Origin of the sequence: Ferruginibacter sp. HRS2-29, assembly GCF_024343615.1 — a bacterium.
Lineage (GTDB): Bacteria > Bacteroidota > Bacteroidia > Chitinophagales > Chitinophagaceae > Ferruginibacter.
In genome coordinates, this window is the sequence record NZ_RJUB01000146.1 from 1 (window position 1) to 17967 (window position 17967).

The 17967-nt window shown below is 44.2% G+C and carries 18 protein-coding genes; 4 read left to right on the forward strand and 14 right to left on the reverse strand.

Annotated elements, in window-relative coordinates; translation table 11 throughout:
- Positions 1–306 precede the first annotated feature (306 nt).
- Together trmD and EGI32_RS17205 are read right to left on the reverse strand one after the other, a co-directional pair.
- On the reverse strand, positions 307–984 hold the full coding sequence (trmD, locus tag EGI32_RS17200; protein WP_255156593.1) for a tRNA (guanosine(37)-N1)-methyltransferase TrmD: 678 nt from the start codon (positions 982–984) through the stop codon (positions 307–309).
- Between the two features lie 143 nt (positions 985–1127).
- Positions 1128–1514, reverse strand: coding sequence for an RNA-binding S4 domain-containing protein (locus EGI32_RS17205; RefSeq protein ID WP_255156594.1), 387 nt, complete (start codon positions 1512–1514; stop codon positions 1128–1130).
- Between the two features lie 98 nt (positions 1515–1612).
- Between EGI32_RS17205 and EGI32_RS17210 the strand changes: the two genes are divergently transcribed.
- Positions 1613–3799: a DPP IV N-terminal domain-containing protein gene (locus tag EGI32_RS17210; RefSeq protein ID WP_255156595.1), complete on the forward strand. Its 2187-nt coding sequence runs from the start codon at positions 1613–1615 to the stop codon at positions 3797–3799.
- 149 nt (positions 3800–3948) lie between these two features.
- Here the strand turns inward: EGI32_RS17210 and EGI32_RS17215 are convergent, their stop codons facing one another.
- A complete protein-coding gene (locus tag EGI32_RS17215) occupies positions 3949–4158 on the reverse strand; it encodes a hypothetical protein (protein WP_255156596.1) in 210 nt (69 codons plus the stop codon).
- Between the two features lie 188 nt (positions 4159–4346).
- Here EGI32_RS17215 and EGI32_RS17220 point away from each other — a divergent pair, with 188 nt between their 5' ends.
- A complete protein-coding gene (locus tag EGI32_RS17220) occupies positions 4347–4976 on the forward strand; it encodes an NAD(P)H-dependent oxidoreductase (protein WP_255156597.1) in 630 nt (209 codons plus the stop codon).
- Between the two features lie 238 nt (positions 4977–5214).
- Here EGI32_RS17220 and EGI32_RS17225 read toward each other — a convergent pair whose 3' ends face one another.
- Entirely contained in the window at positions 5215–5835 is a 621-nt protein-coding gene (locus EGI32_RS17225; protein WP_255156598.1) for a YgjV family protein, read from the reverse strand.
- Positions 5836–5924: 89 nt separating this feature from the next.
- Between EGI32_RS17225 and EGI32_RS17230 the strand changes: the two genes are divergently transcribed.
- Positions 5925–6770, forward strand: a complete 846-nt coding sequence (locus EGI32_RS17230; RefSeq protein ID WP_255156599.1) for an endonuclease/exonuclease/phosphatase family protein — start codon at positions 5925–5927, stop codon at positions 6768–6770.
- A gap of 55 nt (positions 6771–6825) precedes the next feature.
- On the forward strand, positions 6826–7518 hold the full coding sequence (locus tag EGI32_RS17235) for a hypothetical protein (protein WP_255156600.1): 693 nt from the start codon (positions 6826–6828) through the stop codon (positions 7516–7518).
- A 5-nt stretch (positions 7519–7523) separates the two neighbouring features.
- Here EGI32_RS17235 and EGI32_RS17240 read toward each other — a convergent pair whose 3' ends face one another.
- From EGI32_RS17240 to EGI32_RS17285, 10 genes are all read right to left on the reverse strand, one after another.
- Positions 7524–7958 (reverse strand): hypothetical protein, encoded by a 435-nt coding sequence (locus tag EGI32_RS17240; protein ID WP_255156601.1) that lies wholly within the window; start codon positions 7956–7958, stop codon positions 7524–7526.
- 7 nt (positions 7959–7965) lie between these two features.
- A complete protein-coding gene (locus tag EGI32_RS17245) occupies positions 7966–9639 on the reverse strand; it encodes a hypothetical protein (RefSeq protein ID WP_255156602.1) in 1674 nt (557 codons plus the stop codon).
- A gap of 13 nt (positions 9640–9652) precedes the next feature.
- On the reverse strand, positions 9653–10204 hold the full coding sequence (locus tag EGI32_RS17250) for a heavy-metal-associated domain-containing protein (protein WP_255156603.1): 552 nt from the start codon (positions 10202–10204) through the stop codon (positions 9653–9655).
- Between the two features lie 21 nt (positions 10205–10225).
- Positions 10226–10831, reverse strand: coding sequence for a hypothetical protein (locus EGI32_RS17255; protein ID WP_255156604.1), 606 nt, complete (start codon positions 10829–10831; stop codon positions 10226–10228).
- 298 nt (positions 10832–11129) lie between these two features.
- Entirely contained in the window at positions 11130–12332 is a 1203-nt protein-coding gene (locus EGI32_RS17260; RefSeq protein WP_255156605.1) for a pyridoxal phosphate-dependent aminotransferase, read from the reverse strand.
- Between the two features lie 166 nt (positions 12333–12498).
- Positions 12499–13386, reverse strand: a complete 888-nt coding sequence (locus tag EGI32_RS17265) for a trypsin-like peptidase domain-containing protein (RefSeq protein WP_255156606.1) — start codon at positions 13384–13386, stop codon at positions 12499–12501.
- A gap of 114 nt (positions 13387–13500) precedes the next feature.
- Positions 13501–14235 (reverse strand): 6-phosphogluconolactonase, encoded by a 735-nt coding sequence (gene pgl, locus EGI32_RS17270; RefSeq protein ID WP_255156607.1) that lies wholly within the window; start codon positions 14233–14235, stop codon positions 13501–13503.
- Positions 14228–15751 (reverse strand): glucose-6-phosphate dehydrogenase, encoded by a 1524-nt coding sequence (gene zwf, locus EGI32_RS17275; protein ID WP_255156608.1) that lies wholly within the window; start codon positions 15749–15751, stop codon positions 14228–14230. The genes pgl and zwf overlap by 8 nt, the downstream gene beginning before the upstream one ends.
- A 1-nt stretch (position 15752) precedes the next feature.
- Positions 15753–17177, reverse strand: a complete 1425-nt coding sequence (gndA, locus tag EGI32_RS17280) for an NADP-dependent phosphogluconate dehydrogenase (protein ID WP_255156609.1) — start codon at positions 17175–17177, stop codon at positions 15753–15755.
- 266 nt (positions 17178–17443) lie between these two features.
- A complete protein-coding gene (locus tag EGI32_RS17285; protein ID WP_255156610.1) occupies positions 17444–17938 on the reverse strand; it encodes a DUF1573 domain-containing protein in 495 nt (164 codons plus the stop codon).
- Positions 17939–17967: the final 29 nt, after the last annotated feature.

Below are 17967 nucleotides of genomic sequence, written 5' to 3' on the forward strand. Positions count from 1 at the left end.
GTGTAACCAATGATCGCGGAACGATCCTGTATAGCACCATCGAGACGAATATTCCGGTAGACGATAAGGTATTTAGTAAGTAAGGAAATTACGAATTACGAATTACGAATTACGAATTACGAATTACGAATTACGAATTACGAATTACGAATTACGAATTACGAATTACGAATTACGAATTACGAATTACGAATTACGAATTACGAATTGATTTTTGGCAGTGCAAGTTATAGAAAGGTTTTGCAATTAATATCTTTCACCTGAATGAACTCATTCGTAATTCGTAATTGTTAATTCGTAATTAATTTACTCGGAGAGTAAATCCGGCCTTCTTTCCGTGGTACGCTGCACCGATTGTTCGTGCCGCCATTCTTCTATCAGTTTGTGATTGCCGCTTTTCAACACATCCGGTATTCCCCAGCCCCTGAATACTTCCGGCCTAGTGTACACCGGTGGTGCCAGCAGGTTGTCCTGGAAACTGTCCGTTAGCGCTGAGCTTTCATCATTCAGCACACCGGGGATAAGTCTGCCGATGGCATCTGTAAGTACCGCGGCTGCCAGTTCTCCGCCGCTCAGTACATAATCGCCGATAGAGATTTCACGGGTGATGAAATGGTCCCGCACCCGCTGATCGATCCCTTTGTAATGGCCGCAGATCATCAGCAGGTTATTTTTAAGAGAAAGGCTGTTGGCAGTTTTCTGGTCAAATGTTTTTCCGTCGGGGGTTAGATAAATGATTTCGTCGTATATGCGTTCCCGTTGCAAACTTTCAATAGCATTTACCAGGGGCTCGATCATCATCACCATTCCGGCGCCACCGCCAAACTGGTAATCGTCTACCTGTGCCCGCGCATAAGTGGTGTACTCCCGCAGGTTGATCACGTTGACCTGCAGCAAACCTTTATCGTTCGCCCTTTTTAGTATGGAATGCGAAAACGGGGAAGCGAGGAGGTCGGGAACTACGGAGATGATGTCAATACGCATAGTGAATGGTCAATAGTGAATAGTCAATAGTGAATAGTCAATGGTTAAAATATGTAGTTTGAAATATTTTTTGAAAGTTTTCTGACTGAATTTATAAAAGTTTATGTAACAATGAACTTCAAAGATTGACTATTCACTATTGACTATTCACTACTCATGAATCCATCCAGGTCCCTCTGCTGTTTCTTGGTTGGCCGGCCAACTTTGCTCATCCGTTTTCCGGTATGAAAAGCGGCAGCCTGAAATTTAATCCGTTCAATTTCTTCCGCAGGCGTAATGTCCATATAATAATTGATGGCTTCTGAATACTGCACCCGGTTATGTAATAATGCGACCACCTTGATCAGCCATTTTTTTCCTTCAGTTTTTATTTCATATTCATCGTCTACAGATACCGTCTTGGCTGGTTTTGCCGCTGAGCCATTGTATTTCACCTTTCCTTTTTCACACGCTTCTGCCGCCTGGCTTCGGGTCTTGAACATCCGGATACTCCAGAGATATTTATCCAGGCGTAATTTTTCCTTATTCATGAACAATTATGTTATAGCTGCAAATTTATGTTACTTTTTACAGCAATGGTGGCGGCAGCAGCCGTTATTTACTTATTTTTAAACCCTAAAATTCAGATATGATCAATTGGAAAAACGGCTTTTGGGCAGTACTTGTGGTGCTGCTGTACCAACCGCTTGTTGTAAATGCGCAGAAGATTAACTGGGCTACGGACGGGCTTGGATATCTAAAAACAAAAGAAGGGAATATCGTACGCATCGATCCCAAAACTGATGCAGAAACAATCCTTGTAAAAAAGGAACAACTGACTCCTGCGGGGGCTACGCTGCCTTTGCGCCTGCAAAAATTTGATTACAGTAATGATCGTACAAAATTATTGCTGTTTACCAATACCGCACGGGTGTGGCGTTTCAATACCCGCGGCGATTACTGGATACTCAATACCGTTACCGGTAAACTTTCCCAGCTGGGCAAAGGCCTTACCGCACAATCACTGATGTTCGCTAAATTTTCACCCGATAATAAACTGGTGGCCTATGTAAGCGATCACAATCTTTTTGTGGAAGATATTAATACCGGGCAGATCCGCAAACTCACTTCCGACGGTACCCGCAAGATGATCAATGGTACATTCGATTGGGTATATGAAGAAGAGTTTGGCTGCCGCGATGGTTTTCGCTGGAGCGACGACAGCAAACAGATCGCTTTCTGGCAGGTGGATGCCACGAGGATCAGGGACTACTATATGGTGAATAATACCGATTCGCCTTACTCAAAAATAATCCCCGTAGAATACCCGAAAGTTGGTGAATCGCCTTCCCCTGTAAAGATCGGTGTGGTGAGCCTGCAGAATGGATATACCCGCTGGATGAATATCGAAGGAGATCCGCAACAGCATTATATTCCAAGGATGGAATGGAGTGGTGCCAATGAACTGATCGTACAGCAGCTCGATCGCAAGCAACAGGAAAGTAAACTGATCTATTGCAAAACAAGCGACGGCACTACCCGTACTTTTTGGGCGGAAAATGATGACGCATGGGTGGACCTGAACTCTCCGGATATTTTTGGGGAACCCGGCGGATGGAAATGGGTGAATAAAGGACAGGATTTTTTATGGGTTAGCGAAAAAGACGGCTGGCGCCATATTTATCGCATCAGCAGGGATGGAAAAACCGTTACGCTCATCACCAAAGGTAATTATGATATCGGCGTGATAAAAGCAGTAGATGAATCGACGGGTTATATTTATTTCACCGCATCACCTTCCAACGCTACGCAACTTTACCTGTACAGGATTAAGATCAATGCCGGAAAAGACGATGCCGAACTGGTGAGCCCTGCTTCCCTTAAAGGAACACATAATTATGATATTTCCCCTACAGGAAAACTTGCCAGCCATACCTTCAGCAATCATAATACACCGAATATTACAGAGTGGGTTTCCCTGCCGGACAACAAACCATTGTCTGCAGCCAAGAGCATTGCCAGCAATATCCGCACAGATCAGAACATCAATGTAGAATACCTCCAATTGACAACTGAAGATAATATTGTGCTGGATGCCTGGATCAACAAACCGGCGAATTTTGATCCCAATAAAAAATACCCGATGGTATTATATGTTTATGGTGAACCTGCAGCCACTGTGGTAAGTGATGAATACGGCGATCACAGGAATTTTCTTTACGGTGGGGATATGGCTGAAGACGGATATATACAGGTGGGTATCGATAACCGCGGTACGCCTTCTCTGAAAGGGGCTGCATGGCGCCGGGCTATTTATCGTAAAATAGGAATATTGAATATCCGTGATATGGCGATGGGAACTAAAAAGCTGCTTGAAAAATACCCTTTCATCGATAAGGAAAGGGTGGCTGTATGGGGCTGGAGCGGCGGTGGCGCTTCTACGCTTAACCTGATGTTTCAATACCCGGAAATATTTAAGACGGGTATTGCGATAGCGGCTGTTACCAACCAATTGTTTTACGATAATATCTACCAGGAAAGATACATGGGGCTTCCACAGGAAAACCGCGATGATTTTATTAAAGGTTCTCCTGTTTCAAATGTACAGGGGCTTAAGGGGAATTTATTGTACATCCATGGTACCGGAGATGATAACGTGCATTACGATAATGCGGAAATACTGTTGAATGCATTAGTGAAATACAACAAACAATTCCAGTTCATGGCGTATCCAAACCGCACACATAATATCAATGAAGGCGAAGGAACATGGTTACATTTGAGTACCCTTTATACAAATTATTTGAAGAAGAATTGCCCTCCGGGGGGTAAATAGTTGCGGGATGCTGGATATTCACCCGGGTTGGAATCGTTTTCTTCTTTGCGATAATAACCATCATCCAGCACCCAGCATCAGCATGAAATAGAACAGCCGCAGCGTAAATGCTGCGGCTGTTCTATAGGTGTTATATTTTTCATCTGTGATTATATAGGCAGCACCGGCCCGTAGCGCAGGTTCTTTTCCTTTTTGCCTTTACCGGGGTAAAGGATATCATGCGCTGTTTCGTATCCTTCTTCTGCTACTTCCGAAAGCATCCTGCTCACTTTTTTTCTCCTGTTCTTCGCTAGTACCATGCTGGCAGCTACCAGTGCAGCTCCTGCTAAAATTCCTAATGCTAGTTTATTGATTTTCATAATTACTGCGTTTTTTATAAAGGTAATATCCAGGTAGTTGTATTCTGTTTAAAGGTTGTTAAAGAACAATAATTAAGCCAATTTTCCGGGTTGAAGTAATGTTAAATAATTTAATGTTTAAACTTTGAGATTGCAAAAATAGTTATCTTTGATGTTAGAACATTGATTTAGGTATTTAAAATAATTTTATGAGTTTAGTAGATAGCCTTAACTGGCGTTATGCAGCAAAAAGAATGAGCGGGGAGAAGATCAGTGAAACTGATCTGGAAAGTATCCTGGAGGCAACAAGGCTTTCCGCTTCATCAATGGGATTACAACCTTACACCATCATGGTCATCAGCAATCCGGAGGTGCGGGCAAAATTGCAGGCCGCCGGGTATAATCAACCCCAGATTGTTGAAAGCTCGCACCTGTTGTTATTTACGGTATGGGATGGCATTAGCGAAGCGCATGTAGACGTATATATCCGGAACATAGCCCAAAGCAGGGGAGTAGAAGTGGAAGACCTCAAAGGTTTCAGCGACATGATCAATGGGAAAATAAAATCGCTTACTCCGCATGAACAGCAGGAATGGGCCGCCCGCCAGGTATATATCGCATTGGGAACGGCATTGGCAGCTGCCGCAGAACTCAGGATCGATGCCACCCCTATGGAAGGGTTTTCTCCTGAAAAATTTGATGAAATATTGGGACTGAAAGAAAAAGGGCTTAAATCGGTAGTGATGATGGCCATAGGCTACAGGAGCAGCGAAGATACCCTGGCAGGGGCAATCAAAGTACGCAGGCAAAAAGAAGCATTGTTTAGTTTTGTTGATTAATAGTGAAGTAGTAAACTGGGAAAGTGCAGCGAAAGCTGCACTTTTCTTTTCGGAAGAGAACTCGCGAATAAATCATAGAGAAGATCAACCCGCAGTTATCGTGAGGGACGAAGCGGTCTTTTGCATATTTTTTGGATGCCGGGAAGAAAAAACGAGGGATTAAATATTTTGTGTGTAATCACTCGTTTTTTCTTCCGTATTCCCGGCTTAATTACTACTCCGGCACATTTGCAAGGGATCATATCTTTTTTATCAACAACCCATCCTCATATACAAATCCCATCACCTCTAAAAAACGAAGGTGTTTTTTATTGGCCACATGTTTATACACGATCCTTTTCACGCCTTTGGATACCAGGTAATCGTGTTCTTTCTCGAAGATGAAAGTGCCTACTTTATAATCGCGGTATTTTTGTGTGGTATAATTGATGATCACTTCCGCATCGCCATTATCTTTCAGCGAGGCACTGAAAATATTAGCGATCACCAGGTCGCGGGTTACGGCAAAATTGAGTTGCCCGTGGAATAGTGATGCATTGAATTCGGGAAAATATCCTGTTATATCCTGGCGATAATATTCAGTGAATTTTTGCACCATTTTTTCTTTTCCTTCAAATTCAAAAAGATCGAAATTTTCTTTCTTGTTATACACTTTTAGTAAGTAGTAGACATTTATACAAAGTAAGATGCAATTGGTCAGCAATACCGGGTACGCATTGAATATGATGGCATATGCGATAAAGCTGACATTGCCCATAGTGTTGAACCAGCGAAATTTGAGGTCGTTATTGACCAACAGTGCAATGATGAGCAGGAGGGAAGCGAGGTAGCCGAAATATGGAGCGATCTGGAGAAGCATGATTTTTTTGCAATGTTACAGATTGGTATTGATAAAAAAACAGAATTTTTTGGCCATTCTCTTTAGCTTTGAATAATAAATTATAGAGTATGAAAAAGAACCTGCTGATCCTTATCTGCGCTCTGTCGGCAATGACATCCGTTGCACAGGAGTTGAATGTGATGACATTCAACATCCGTTTGAATATCGCTTCCGATAGTTTGAATGCGTGGCCTTATCGTAAAGACATTGCTGCCGATGAGATCAGGTATCACCAGGTGCAATTGCTGGGCGTGCAGGAAGCATTGCATGTTCAGATGACCGACCTGCAGGAACGGTTACCCTCCTTTAAATATATTGGTGGTGGCCGCGATGATGGAAAAGAAAAAGGCGAGTACTCCGCGATCTTTTATGATACTACTGTTGTAAAAGTTTTGCAGAGCGAAACTTTTTGGTTGTCCGAAATGCCAACCGTGGCAGGTAGTAAAGGCTGGGATGCGGCTTATCCGAGAGTGGTTACCTGGGGTAAATTTCAATTCAGGAAATCCAAAAAAATATTTTATGCTTTTAATACCCATTTTGATCATATGGGAAAAATAGCCAGGAGAGAAAGTGCCCTGTTTTTGTTGAAGAAAATTAAAGAGATCGCGGGTAACACACCCGCTGTGGTTACAGGCGACTTCAATGCCAGTCCCCAGGATGAGCCGATACAGGTGATCAGGGATAAATCGAATGAAGGCTACCTCATTGATTCCAAAGAATTATCTGCGAAAGGGCACTACGGCCCAACCGGAACTTTCAATGGGTTCGGGCCAAAAGAAAGGAACGATGATCCGATCGATTATATTTTTTTGAAAGGAAACTGGAAAGTTAAAAATCATGCCACGATATCACAAAGCTGGCGCGGGCGTTTTGCTTCCGATCACTTCGCAGTATTGTCTACATTGGCATTGTAGACAATAACCCATGGTTACCTTTTAGCAATAGCCGTATTAAGACTAAACCTGCACCATGATAAAACGGATATTATTTCCCTTCATTCTTATCGCCGGCATCGCCTCTTGTACAACAGAGGAAATAGGTAATAGCAAAGATGTAAATCCCGCTACGATTTATACCACTTACACCACCACTTACAATGAAACTGAACCTAACGTAAACAACATGGCCAGGTTTCGCTTCGCGGGACCGGATGGTACCACGCTGGTACTGAATGATCCCAGCAATGTTAAATTAGACGGCGTTGCTATTTCAGCTGATAGCACTAAATTTCTCGGAGCATTTTATAACGTACGCAAGCCTGTGGATGGCTTCACCGGCAAACATACCTGGTCATTTACCGATATCAATGGAAAGCTGTATGAAGAGACATTCATATTTGAACCTGTCAGTTTGCAAACTGTCATCCCCGCATCTGTTAAAGCAGCCGATCTTCGCCTCAGTTTCAGTGGTGTTGATGAGGGAGATAGTATCAGCATCGCATTGATGGATACCAGTAAAAAAAGTTATGACGAAATATTGTATGGGATCAATCACAATGAAGTATTAATACCTGCTGCTGCATTTAAAGATCTGAAAAACGGGCCGCTTGAAATTACATTTTCATGTAAAAGGTCGAGGCCAGTTAAAAATTGTCCTGAAGAAGGTGGATTGCTGTTATTTGAATTTATTTTAAAAAGCAGGAAAACGACTCTTGTGCCGTAATTTTTTTATTCAACATTTATCAGCCACGAGCCGGAAGCAGAATCTTTCCAGGAGTCGATATCAAATTCAAATTTTTCTTTATCGTCTGTAATGCTGATATGTGGTGTTGCAGGAGGATTGAACCCTTCATTGATCGCTTTGATGCCGATCCAGTGTTCTCCTTTTGAAAGGCTGACGGTCTTGTAAGTGACAGCAGTATCGCCCAGTCCGAGACTTTTGAAAATGAGTTTCCCATCAAAATAAAAATCAACCGTATCCCCGTCAACAGCGCTGTAATCCCATATGCTGATCTCCGGGCTTCCTTTCACCGTTGTGATCCCTTGTTGCACGAAGCCTTCGCGGGAAATGGTGGGGGTTCTCAAAAAGAAATACCATATTGCTGCAAAACAGAGCAGTAGCAATAATAACAATAGCACCCAACGGTTTCTTTTATTTTTCATGGTATGATCAATTGCTGATGTTCATGTTAAATGTAGTGTTGACCCTGACGCCTGTGCCAGGTTTTAATTCATTTTTCAGGCCTTTGATCTCCGCGGTAACCTTGGTCTTATTTTTTACCAGAGAAAAAGTTTGTTGCTTCGGGATCGATGCGATAAAAATGGTCTTATTTTTCGCGATCGGCACAGTGAAATTCTTAACTACAGGTATCGGTAATAAGGGTTGCAGTAATACCAGGAAAATCCGGTTCGTTTCTTCTGTTTCTGTCATATCAAATGCAGAAGGAACAATTTGTAAAGTCAGTTTATTATTGAGCACTGTTCCTTTTACTGCTACATGATACGAGCCGGGGATGGCGCTGCTTGCAAAGGAGCCGATGTCATTGTTGAATTTATTCAGGTCAACGGCACGGGGTGTCAGCGCCTGTCTGGCCAAAACCGTCATCCCATCCGGGATTTTTTCCTGCTGCTCAAAATCTTCTTCAAAGCCATAGCGGACTCTATAACCAATGAACTCGCCGGTGATCTCCGCACTTTTGCTGAGGTCGGTGTTTTTTTCGTAGCGTAGTTTCAATTCTCCTTTCAGGTCAAGATCGTATACGAGATAAGTTTCGCCATTGTCCGCCTGGAAAGTCACTTTAAAAGTTGTACTTGCAGGGCCTTTCAGTTCTTCACAATTCTGCGCATATAAAAATTTGAAAACGTAACTGCAGATATCAAGGCTCAAACCCTTCTTTAAAAAATCTACCATTTCGGCGGAGCCCAGGTAATGTGCCACCAGTGCTTTCTGGGCAGAGTTGATGCCAAATTTTGTCTGCTCTTTTTGCTGATCGCTCCCTTTCCAGTTCATGCGGTCTACTGCGCCGGGCAACACTTTGTCGGAAGCCAGGTTGACAACAATTTTTAATGCACTCGCTTTTACATCCAGAACCAGCGAAATAAATCCACACATTTCCGTAATGCCATTCAACGCTTCACATTTGAGGCTTTTGTTTTTATACTCCTGAACTTTTGAATTGAGTTCGGGTAATTTGTCTGTCACTTTTTTATTATTTGCTTCAAGCTCATTGATATAATCATTCGCCTTCAAAGCCGCTTCAGGCACATCCTGTGTTTTCTTGATCAGGTCTTTGATCCCTTGTGCTACTTTCTCATCACTTGCTTTTAATGTGCTGAATTTATCGCGGTAGCTTTTAAGTTTGGTGGTTTGCGTTTCAATATCGGGCGACGGCGGAAGGCTTTCCATTTTCTGTATGATCACATCCAGCGTGGTTTGTGCGACCTGCGACATTTTGAAAAGATCGGTTTGTATGGTGTTGACTGCCCCGGTGATGGTTGCGACAGCGAAACTGCCGGATGCTGAATTGATGCCATCAGCGGGCTTTACAGTAACTGTATATTTGCCGGTAGAAAATGCTTTGGTGTAGGTGAATTTATAAGCACCTTTTTTGTCTGTCCTGGTAGTGAGAGGGATCTCTTTTCCGCCGGGATCTGTGATGATGATGGTTACATCCAGGGCTTCTTTGCCAACAACTGTAGAGCCGCTGATCTCTATCGGCTTGCCCGGGATGGTCATGGCCGGTTTCACTTCCACGCTGATAGGCGCACCTTCTTCCATTTGCGCATGGCAAAGCTGTACAGACAATAGAAATGAAATGAACAGGCAACCGATAATTTTTTTCATGAAGATCAGCCGTTTAATTTTTTCCTTTCTTACATGGATTAGCCGGTGCTGATGCCGAAGGTTTGTTGCCATCGGCTTCAAATCCCTGCTCATTGATCAGCTGGAGTAAAGTGGTATAACTGGTTCCATCGCTGCTGTAGCGGATTGCCAGTTCGCCGTTGGCGATATTTGTTTTTACTTCAAATACACCATCCTGCTTTTTTAACAGTGCTTCAATTTTTTTCTTCCCGCTTTCGCACAGGATATTGGTCTGTATCACTGTTTGTGCACCCTCGCCACTCATGGTATTATCATTTGCCGGGGCAGGAGTAGGGGTACCGTTGTCAGTTGAAGTACCTGATACATCGGTTTCATCTATTGTTGTGGCCTGTCCTTTCTTGTTTTTCTTGGCGGCTTTCTCCGGTGCGTCCAGCACTTTGTCGATCCCTTCATTTGTCTTCTGATCGATCTTGTTATTCACTTTTTGCTTGGCGCTTTGTTTGGCTCTTTCCAGAACATTTTTACCAAATTGTGCCTGGGTTGTAAAGCACGTAAGGCTGAAAGCCAGTACCAGTAATGTTTTCATACAAATAAGTTTTTATACGGACTAAAATTCACCGCCATTGGTGGAGGAAAATTCATGCCTTATCCTGAATTTTCCCGAAACCTTATGATTGGTGTTTTTTGGATCTTTACTATCTTTTTCGCCATAAGTGGTCGCATTGAAAGTGCCGGTGATGATCCTGGCTTTGTCAGCTTCTTTTTCTGAAGAAATGATCACCACTGCATCAGGGATTACTACAGACATTTCGTCGTAAGTAGTATTAAAACTGTTGGTGGTATAATTTTTTTCCGGATAATTCTGTAATGAAACACTTCCCTGTGTGATCTGCTGGTCGTAATCTTTTGATCCGTTGGGTGTGCTCGAGGGTTGTGTCATGTCGTGTGGGATGACTAATAAAACATTCGGCTCGCCTTCTTTTCCGGCAAATATTTTAAATACTTTTTTGTCGCCGGTTACATAGTAGGAGGCAGATATATCGGCCGCGGCTATCTGCATGGGTTTTCCGTCTACAGTATAATCGAAATAAAGATCGCCGGAAGATCTCTCGCCGGAAGTTGTTGCACCGGCAGGATCGGTTGTTTTTTTATCATTGCCGGAGCAGCTGATCAACGAAGCCACAACAGCGAAACACAGGAGGAATTTTTTCATAACAAGAATTGTTTTGAATGCAAAGTAGCCCGCTTAGTCGGGGGAAGCAATACCATGAACGGGTGAAATAGTCAATGGTCAATAGTGAAACCTTTGAAGGGTATAAGATTGTTTGCAGGTTATACAGGGGGAGGATAGATATGGCAATAAAAAGCCCCGCTTTTTAATGCGGGGCGATCAAATTTTGCCAATAATACTATATAATTTTTTTTTGTTATACATTATCTGCCAAATACTTAGGGTAACAACTCCGTTAAGCCATCCCCCTAAACGAGATCATAGATCATACATCAATAGATCATAGATCATAGATTCGTCCCGGATATACTTCCAGCGCCTTTGCCAGGCAATCCATCGCTTTGTTGATAGAGTCGGCATTGAGTACATATGCCAGCCTTACTTCATTTTTTCCAAGGCCGGGTGTGCTGTAGAACCCTGTACCTGGCGCAAGCATTACGGTGGCCCCTTCGTGGCTGAACGACTCGAGCAGCCATTGGCAGAAGGTATCGCAATCGTCAATCGGCAGGCGTGCCATTGCATAAAACGCTCCACCCGGGTTAGGGCAAAATACTCCCGGCATTTCGTTGAGCCTTTTTACGATGATATCCCTGCGGAGCTGGTATTCAGCCTTGGTGCTGTCGAAATAGTTTTCCGGAAGGTCTACAGCCGCTTCACCGAGTACCTGTGCATAAAACGGCGGGCTCAGCCTTGCCTGTGCAAACTTCATGGCTGCCGTAAATACCTCTTTGTTTTTTGTGATGAATGCGCCGATCCGTCCGCCACATGCGCTGTAGCGTTTGCTGATCGTGTCCATCAGGATCACGTGTTGCTCAGCGCCTTTGAGGTGCATGGCGCTGGTATGTGCCCCCTGGTAACAAAATTCACGATAAGCTTCATCGGCAAAAAGGAAAAGGTTGTGCTTGATGACGATCTGCTTCAATGTTTCCATTTCGGCAGCGCTGTATAAATACCCGGTTGGATTGTTGGGGTTGCAAACCACGATCGCTTTTGTTTTTGGCGTGATCGCTTTTTCAAAATCTTCAATTGGTGGTAATGCGAAACCGCTTTCGATGCTGCTGCTGATAGGCACTACATTCACATCGGCCTGCATGGCAAAACCATTGTAGTTGGCGTAAAATGGTTCGGGAATGATCACTTCATCACCTGCATCCAGGCAGGCCATGAAACCGAAAAGAATGGCTTCGCTTCCGCCGGTGGTAACGATGATCTCTTCGTGGGTAACATCGATGTGGTTACGCTGGTAATATTCTACCAGCTTTTTGCGGTAGCTTTCCATACCTGCGCTATGGCTGTATTCCAGCACGGTGATGTCGCAATGCTTTACGGCATCCAGGCATTCCTTCGGCGTTTCAATATCGGGCTGGCCGATGTTGAGATGAAATACTTTAGTGCCTTTTTTCTTTGCTGCTTCAGCAAATGGAACCAGCTTACGGATAGGAGAGGCGGGCATTTCGGTGCCGCGGTGACTGATCTTTAACATAGCGCAAATATAATTGATAATTGTATAATGGATAATTGACAATGGATAATGGATAATTGATAATGGATAATTGATAATGTTGCCGTGAGTTGGTCTTCACAAAATATGGATGGTATTCTAAATTTGAAAATATTATCCATTATCCATTAAACCATTATCCATTAAATCAGCTTTCGTGAAATTCAACCTGGTGTTCCTGCAAAAACGCCTTGATCGCATTTACATGTATACATTGCCCCAGGTGAATGAAGGAATAATCGGTTACTTTTTTAGGGGCATTATTGATCATGATCTCTTTGTCTTCCAGGTCGAACCCAAGGTGAAGGTGTTTGGTGCTGAACTGCATACCATATACGATCCCGTTTTGATCGAACAGCGGCCCACCGCTTTGTCCACGCAAACCAGGCGTACTCATTTCAATTCCGTACAGGCCATGCTGCTGGTCTCCGAGGAAACGTGTCACCATGCCTTCTAAAGGAAAACGTGGGGAAACGCTCACGCCGGTATTTGTCCACTCGATATCATCCGTATTGGCATTGAAAGTGAAGTTGCTGAACTCAGGAAAAGGAAAGCCAAGCCTGCAAAGGAATTTCCCCTGCCTGATATCTTCCCCGTTCTTTAAAAATTTTGCGTGGCCGCTGTAATGCAGCTTTCCGTAATCGTTGAATTTTATGATGGCAAGATCCAGTGTTGGATGCAGGTGCCAGGTGAAGCCGCTCATTTTGTCGATAGTCTCCACGAAATTATGTTTTATCTGGATGATGCTATCGGGCTGTAATTTGTATTTGAGTTCCAGCCCTTTGATCAGCTGTTTGTATTTCGGATGATTCAGTATCTGTTGCCTTTCCTGCTTGAAATTATTAAAATGCTGATTGATCTGGTCTGCTGAAGCAATCAATTCCACCACATGTTTGCAGGTAACGGCATATCCTTTGTCGTTTACAAAAAAGATCGTAGATGCTCCCGGAATGAGCTGCTTGCCGCCGTAAGTACGCATGATGGTGTGGATAGGGCGGGTGAAGGTGGAGGCGGTTTCTATGGCGTTGATGAACATGAAATAATTAAGAATTAATAATTAAGAATTAATAATGAAAAAAGTTACGGGTTGCGGGTGACGAGTTGCGAGTCATCATTTAACCCGTAACTCTTTGCCCGCAACCCGCCACTCTTAAATATTTTTGAGTTTAGAAGAAGCTGCCTTATCCACATACCACAGCAGCTTTCCGCCTTTATCCGCCTTTATCATCTGCGCAGGATATTTTTCTATATTTTCTTTCCCTTCGAGAATGGTTTGCAGCATCGACGCTTTCTTTTTACCTGTTACCAGGAAAAGGATCGTTTTTGCATGGTTGATCAGTTGCGCAGTAAAGCTGATGCGGAACATATCTACTTCTTTTACAAATACCTCTTTCACCAGCGCTGTTTTTTCTTCGAGTATGGTGGTGTAGGGGAACAGTGAAGCTGTATGCCCATTGTCGCCCATACCCAGCAGGATGAGGTCGAAAGCAGGGAAATCATTTTTGAAAAATGTTTTCAATGTTTGCTCATAATGTGCAGCAGCTTTGGCGGGCGTGAAACGTGTTGGTACCGGAAAAATATTCTCCGCGGGAATATGCACATTGCTGAGCAATATCTTTTTAGCCTGGTGACTGTTGTTAGATGGGTTGGTAGCGGGCAGGTAACGTTCGTCGCCCCAGAAAACAAAAATGTTCTTCCAGTCCAGCTGCTTGTTGTAAGGTGGGTTCGCCAGCAAGGCAAAAAGCTTGTCGGGTGTACTTCCGCCCGAAAGGGCGATGGTAAACTTCCCATTCTTTTCAATCGTTTTTGCCGACAGCTTTACGATAAAATCTGCGGTTGATCTGCTCAGCAATTCTTCCGTTTCGAATATTTTGATCTTACTCATGATGATTTTTTTCAAAAGGCATAACGATCCAGTTGTGCCCGTCTTTTGCTATTAACGCTTCAGCGCCTTCAGGCCCGTAAGAACCGGCGGTATAGTTGGGGAAATTCACCGATGGGTTTGCTTCCCATGTGCTGAGGATCGGCATGATCAGTTCCCATGCGGCTTCTACCTGGTCGGCACGCATGAAAAGGGTGGCATCACCTTCTATCACATCCAGCAACAAGGTTTCATAACCTTCCGGTGTGCCGGTGCTGGCGTAGGTATCGTTGTAGTTGAACAACATGTCTACAGGATTCAGCTCCATCTGCAGGCCCGGTTTTTTGGCCTGGAACCTTACCCGGATACCCATATCGGGTTGGAGGTTCAGCACCATCCTGTTGGGCTGCCAGTTGTCGAGCGCTTCTGCGGGGAACGACTGGTGCGGTACCGGTTTGAATTCGATGGTGATCACCGAAATGCTTTGCTGCATACGCTTTCCGGAGCGGATGTAAAATGGAACGCCACTCCAGCGCCAGTTGTCGATATAAAATTTTATGGCGGCAAATGTTGGTGTGGTGCTGTTGGGCGCCACATCTTTTTCTTCGGTATATCCTTTTACTTTTTCGCCTTCCATCCATCCTTCGCTGTATTGTCCACGGACTGCGAAATCGTGTACTTCCTCTCTTTTTATTTTGCGGATAGCATGTAATACATCCACTTTTTTATTCCTCACTTCATTGGCATTGAAGGACACCGGGGGCTCCATGGCTATGAGGCAGACCAGCTGCAGCAGATGGTTCTGGATCATATCGCGGATGATACCGCTTTGTTCGTAATATCCGCCGCGGTCTTCGATACCGATCTTTTCGGCCACCGTGATCTGGATATGATCAATGTAATTCCTGTTCCAGGTAGGCTCAAACAACGCATTCGCGAAACGGAAAGCAAGAATGTTCTGAACCGTTTCTTTACCCAGGTAATGATCGATGCGGTACAATTGTGTTTCGTCGAAGATCGACAGCAAAGATTTGTTGAGCTTTTTTGCACTTTCCAGGTCAACACCAAATGGTTTTTCAATCACCAGTCTTGAATGCTGCCTGTCTGCCGCCAACCCTGCTTCGCCGATGCGTGACGCGATAGTTTCAAAAAACTGTGGCGGTACCGCCAGGTAAAATATTTTGTTGACCGCACAATCCACCCGGTCAGTAAAAGTCTTGATCTCTTTATTCAAAAAGTTATAAAAAGCGGGCTGTGTAAAATCGGCACGCTGGTATTCGATGTTCTTTGCGAAAGCTTCCCATTCGTTTTTCTTTGCTTTGCCCCTTCGGGAAAACTGGTCCAATGCTTCTTTCAAGCCTTTGATGAATACTTCATCGGAGATGGCCGACCTCCCGGTGCAGATGATGCGGAAGTCCTTGTTTAGCCAATGATCGAGGTATAAATTGTATAAAGCCGGTATCAGCTTGCGTTTGGTAAGATCTCCCGATCCTCCGAATATGGTAATGACGGTGGGGTTGGTTTTTACTGTTGCGTCCATTTTAGTAGATTGTTTGGTTCCAGTTAGTATGAAATGTTCCTTCTTTATCGGTACGTTCGTAAGTGTGTGCCCCAAAGAAATCTCGTTGTGCCTGTATGAGATTGGCCGGCAACCATTCGCTGAAATAACTGTCGTAGTAGTTCAGGCAGGCAGAGAAGCCGGGCATCGGGATAGCGTATTGCAACCCTTTCTGCAGCACACGGCGCAAAGCGATCGAGCCTGTTTTCACCTGCTCGCTGAATTCTTCGGCCAGCATCAGGTTGGCCAGTTTATCATCCTTTCTGAAAGCTTCGGTGATCTCTTTCAATAATGCCGCACGGATGATACAGCCACCTCTCCAGATGGAAGCTACCACCGCTATATCCGTTTCGTATTTATAAGTAGTGGATGCCTGCTGCAGCATGGCCAGACCCTGTGCATAGGTGATGATGAAACTGGTATATAATGCCGCTTCCACATCCAGTATCAGGGTTTCTTTATTCGGGGCAGCTTCTACCACGTTTTCTTTGTTGAAGAATCTTGCCGCTACCACGCGTTGCTGTTTGAGGGAAGATAAGATCCTTTGTGTAACAGCCGCATCAATGGCCGGTATCGGAGATTGTATCCTCATCGCATCCTGGCTCATCCAGGCGCCGGTACCTTTCTGGTGGGCGGTATCCGCAATGAAATCGATCAGCATTCCTTTGCCTTCTTCATCGGGCTGGGTGAACACGGCCGCTGTTATTTCCACGAGGAAAGATTGCAGCCTTCCTTTATTCCAGCTATCGAATGTGTCGTGCAATTCTTCATTGGTAAGCCCGCCATGCACTTTCAGGATATGGTACGTTTCTGCCAGCAACTGCATCAGCGCATATTCGATACCGTTATGCACCATTTTTACATAATGCCCTGCGGCGCCTTTGCCCATGTAGGCGGTACAAGGTTCGTCATTCACTTTGGCGGCTACAGCGTCGAGCATGGAGGAGATGCGGTTGTAAGCTTTGAGATCGCCACCCGGCATGATGCTCGGGCCGAAGCGGGCACCGGTTTCTCCACCGGAAACACCCAATCCCATGAAGTGCAGGCCTTCTTTTGCAAGGGCATCAATTCTTGTCTGGGTATCGGTAAAATGTGAGTTGCCGCAATCGATGATGATATCTTCTGCCTGCAGCAATGGCTTCAGTTCATTGATGACTGCATCCACGATCGGGCCTGCAGGAACGAGCAGGAGGATTGTTCTGGGGGTTTGCAATGCCTGTACAAAAGCATGGATGTCATTGAAGGCTTCGATGTTGTTGTGTACATCCAGGCCATTGAGTGTATCTACTTTCTTCGGGTCTTTGTCGTACCCTGCTACCGAAAAACCTTTGTCGCTCATATTCAGCACGAGGTTGCACCCCATGGTGCCAAGGCCAACCATGCCGTAATTGTATTGTTGTTCACTCATTGTTTTGTATTTTCTTTGAAAAGGATGGATAAAATTATGAAATACCCTTTATACCCCGAAACTATATTCCCGATTTAGTAATATGATCATCGTGTTTTGAAAAAGTGAAATGTTCATTTTTCGAAAAAAAGCTGTCAGCCTGAGCTTGTCGAAGGCGGGCTTGGGGATCATGCCTCGCCTTTGACAAGCTCAGGCTGACAGCAAAGGCTACTGAACAAAAAAACTCCCGGATAAACCGGGAGCTTTTACTATTTTATGTGAAGGGATTAACTTTTTGTTTTAAGTGTCGGTTTCCTTTTCTGAACCGCAGGTTTAGTGCTTACGTCAGTTTTCAGGTCCGAAGTTGAAGCAGGAGTAGAACCTTTGATCTTTGCATAGTCTTCAGCAGTCAATACTTCACCTTTGATGGTGATGCTTTTCATTTCGTCAACACCAGCGAATTTCACATTCATGTGTTTTTCAAAAGCGTTCAGGTTAGCTGCATTATAAGTAGCAGTGATCTTTCCTTCTTTGCCCGGCATGATCGGTTCTTTGGTGAAATCGCCGATAGTGCAACCGCAGGTTGGGTTAGCCTGTTCGATGATCAATGGTTCTTTACCGATGTTGGTTACAACAAAAGTAACGGTAGCCGGTGTTCCTTGTGGGATCTTTCCCATATCGATGGCGTCTGTTTTGAATTTAGCCACATCGTTTGCTTTTTTCTGAGCGAATGTGATCGTTGTTAAGGTCAATGCCATTAATGAGAATAATAATTTCTTCATGAGTTGTGCTTTTTGTGTTTTTTATAAAT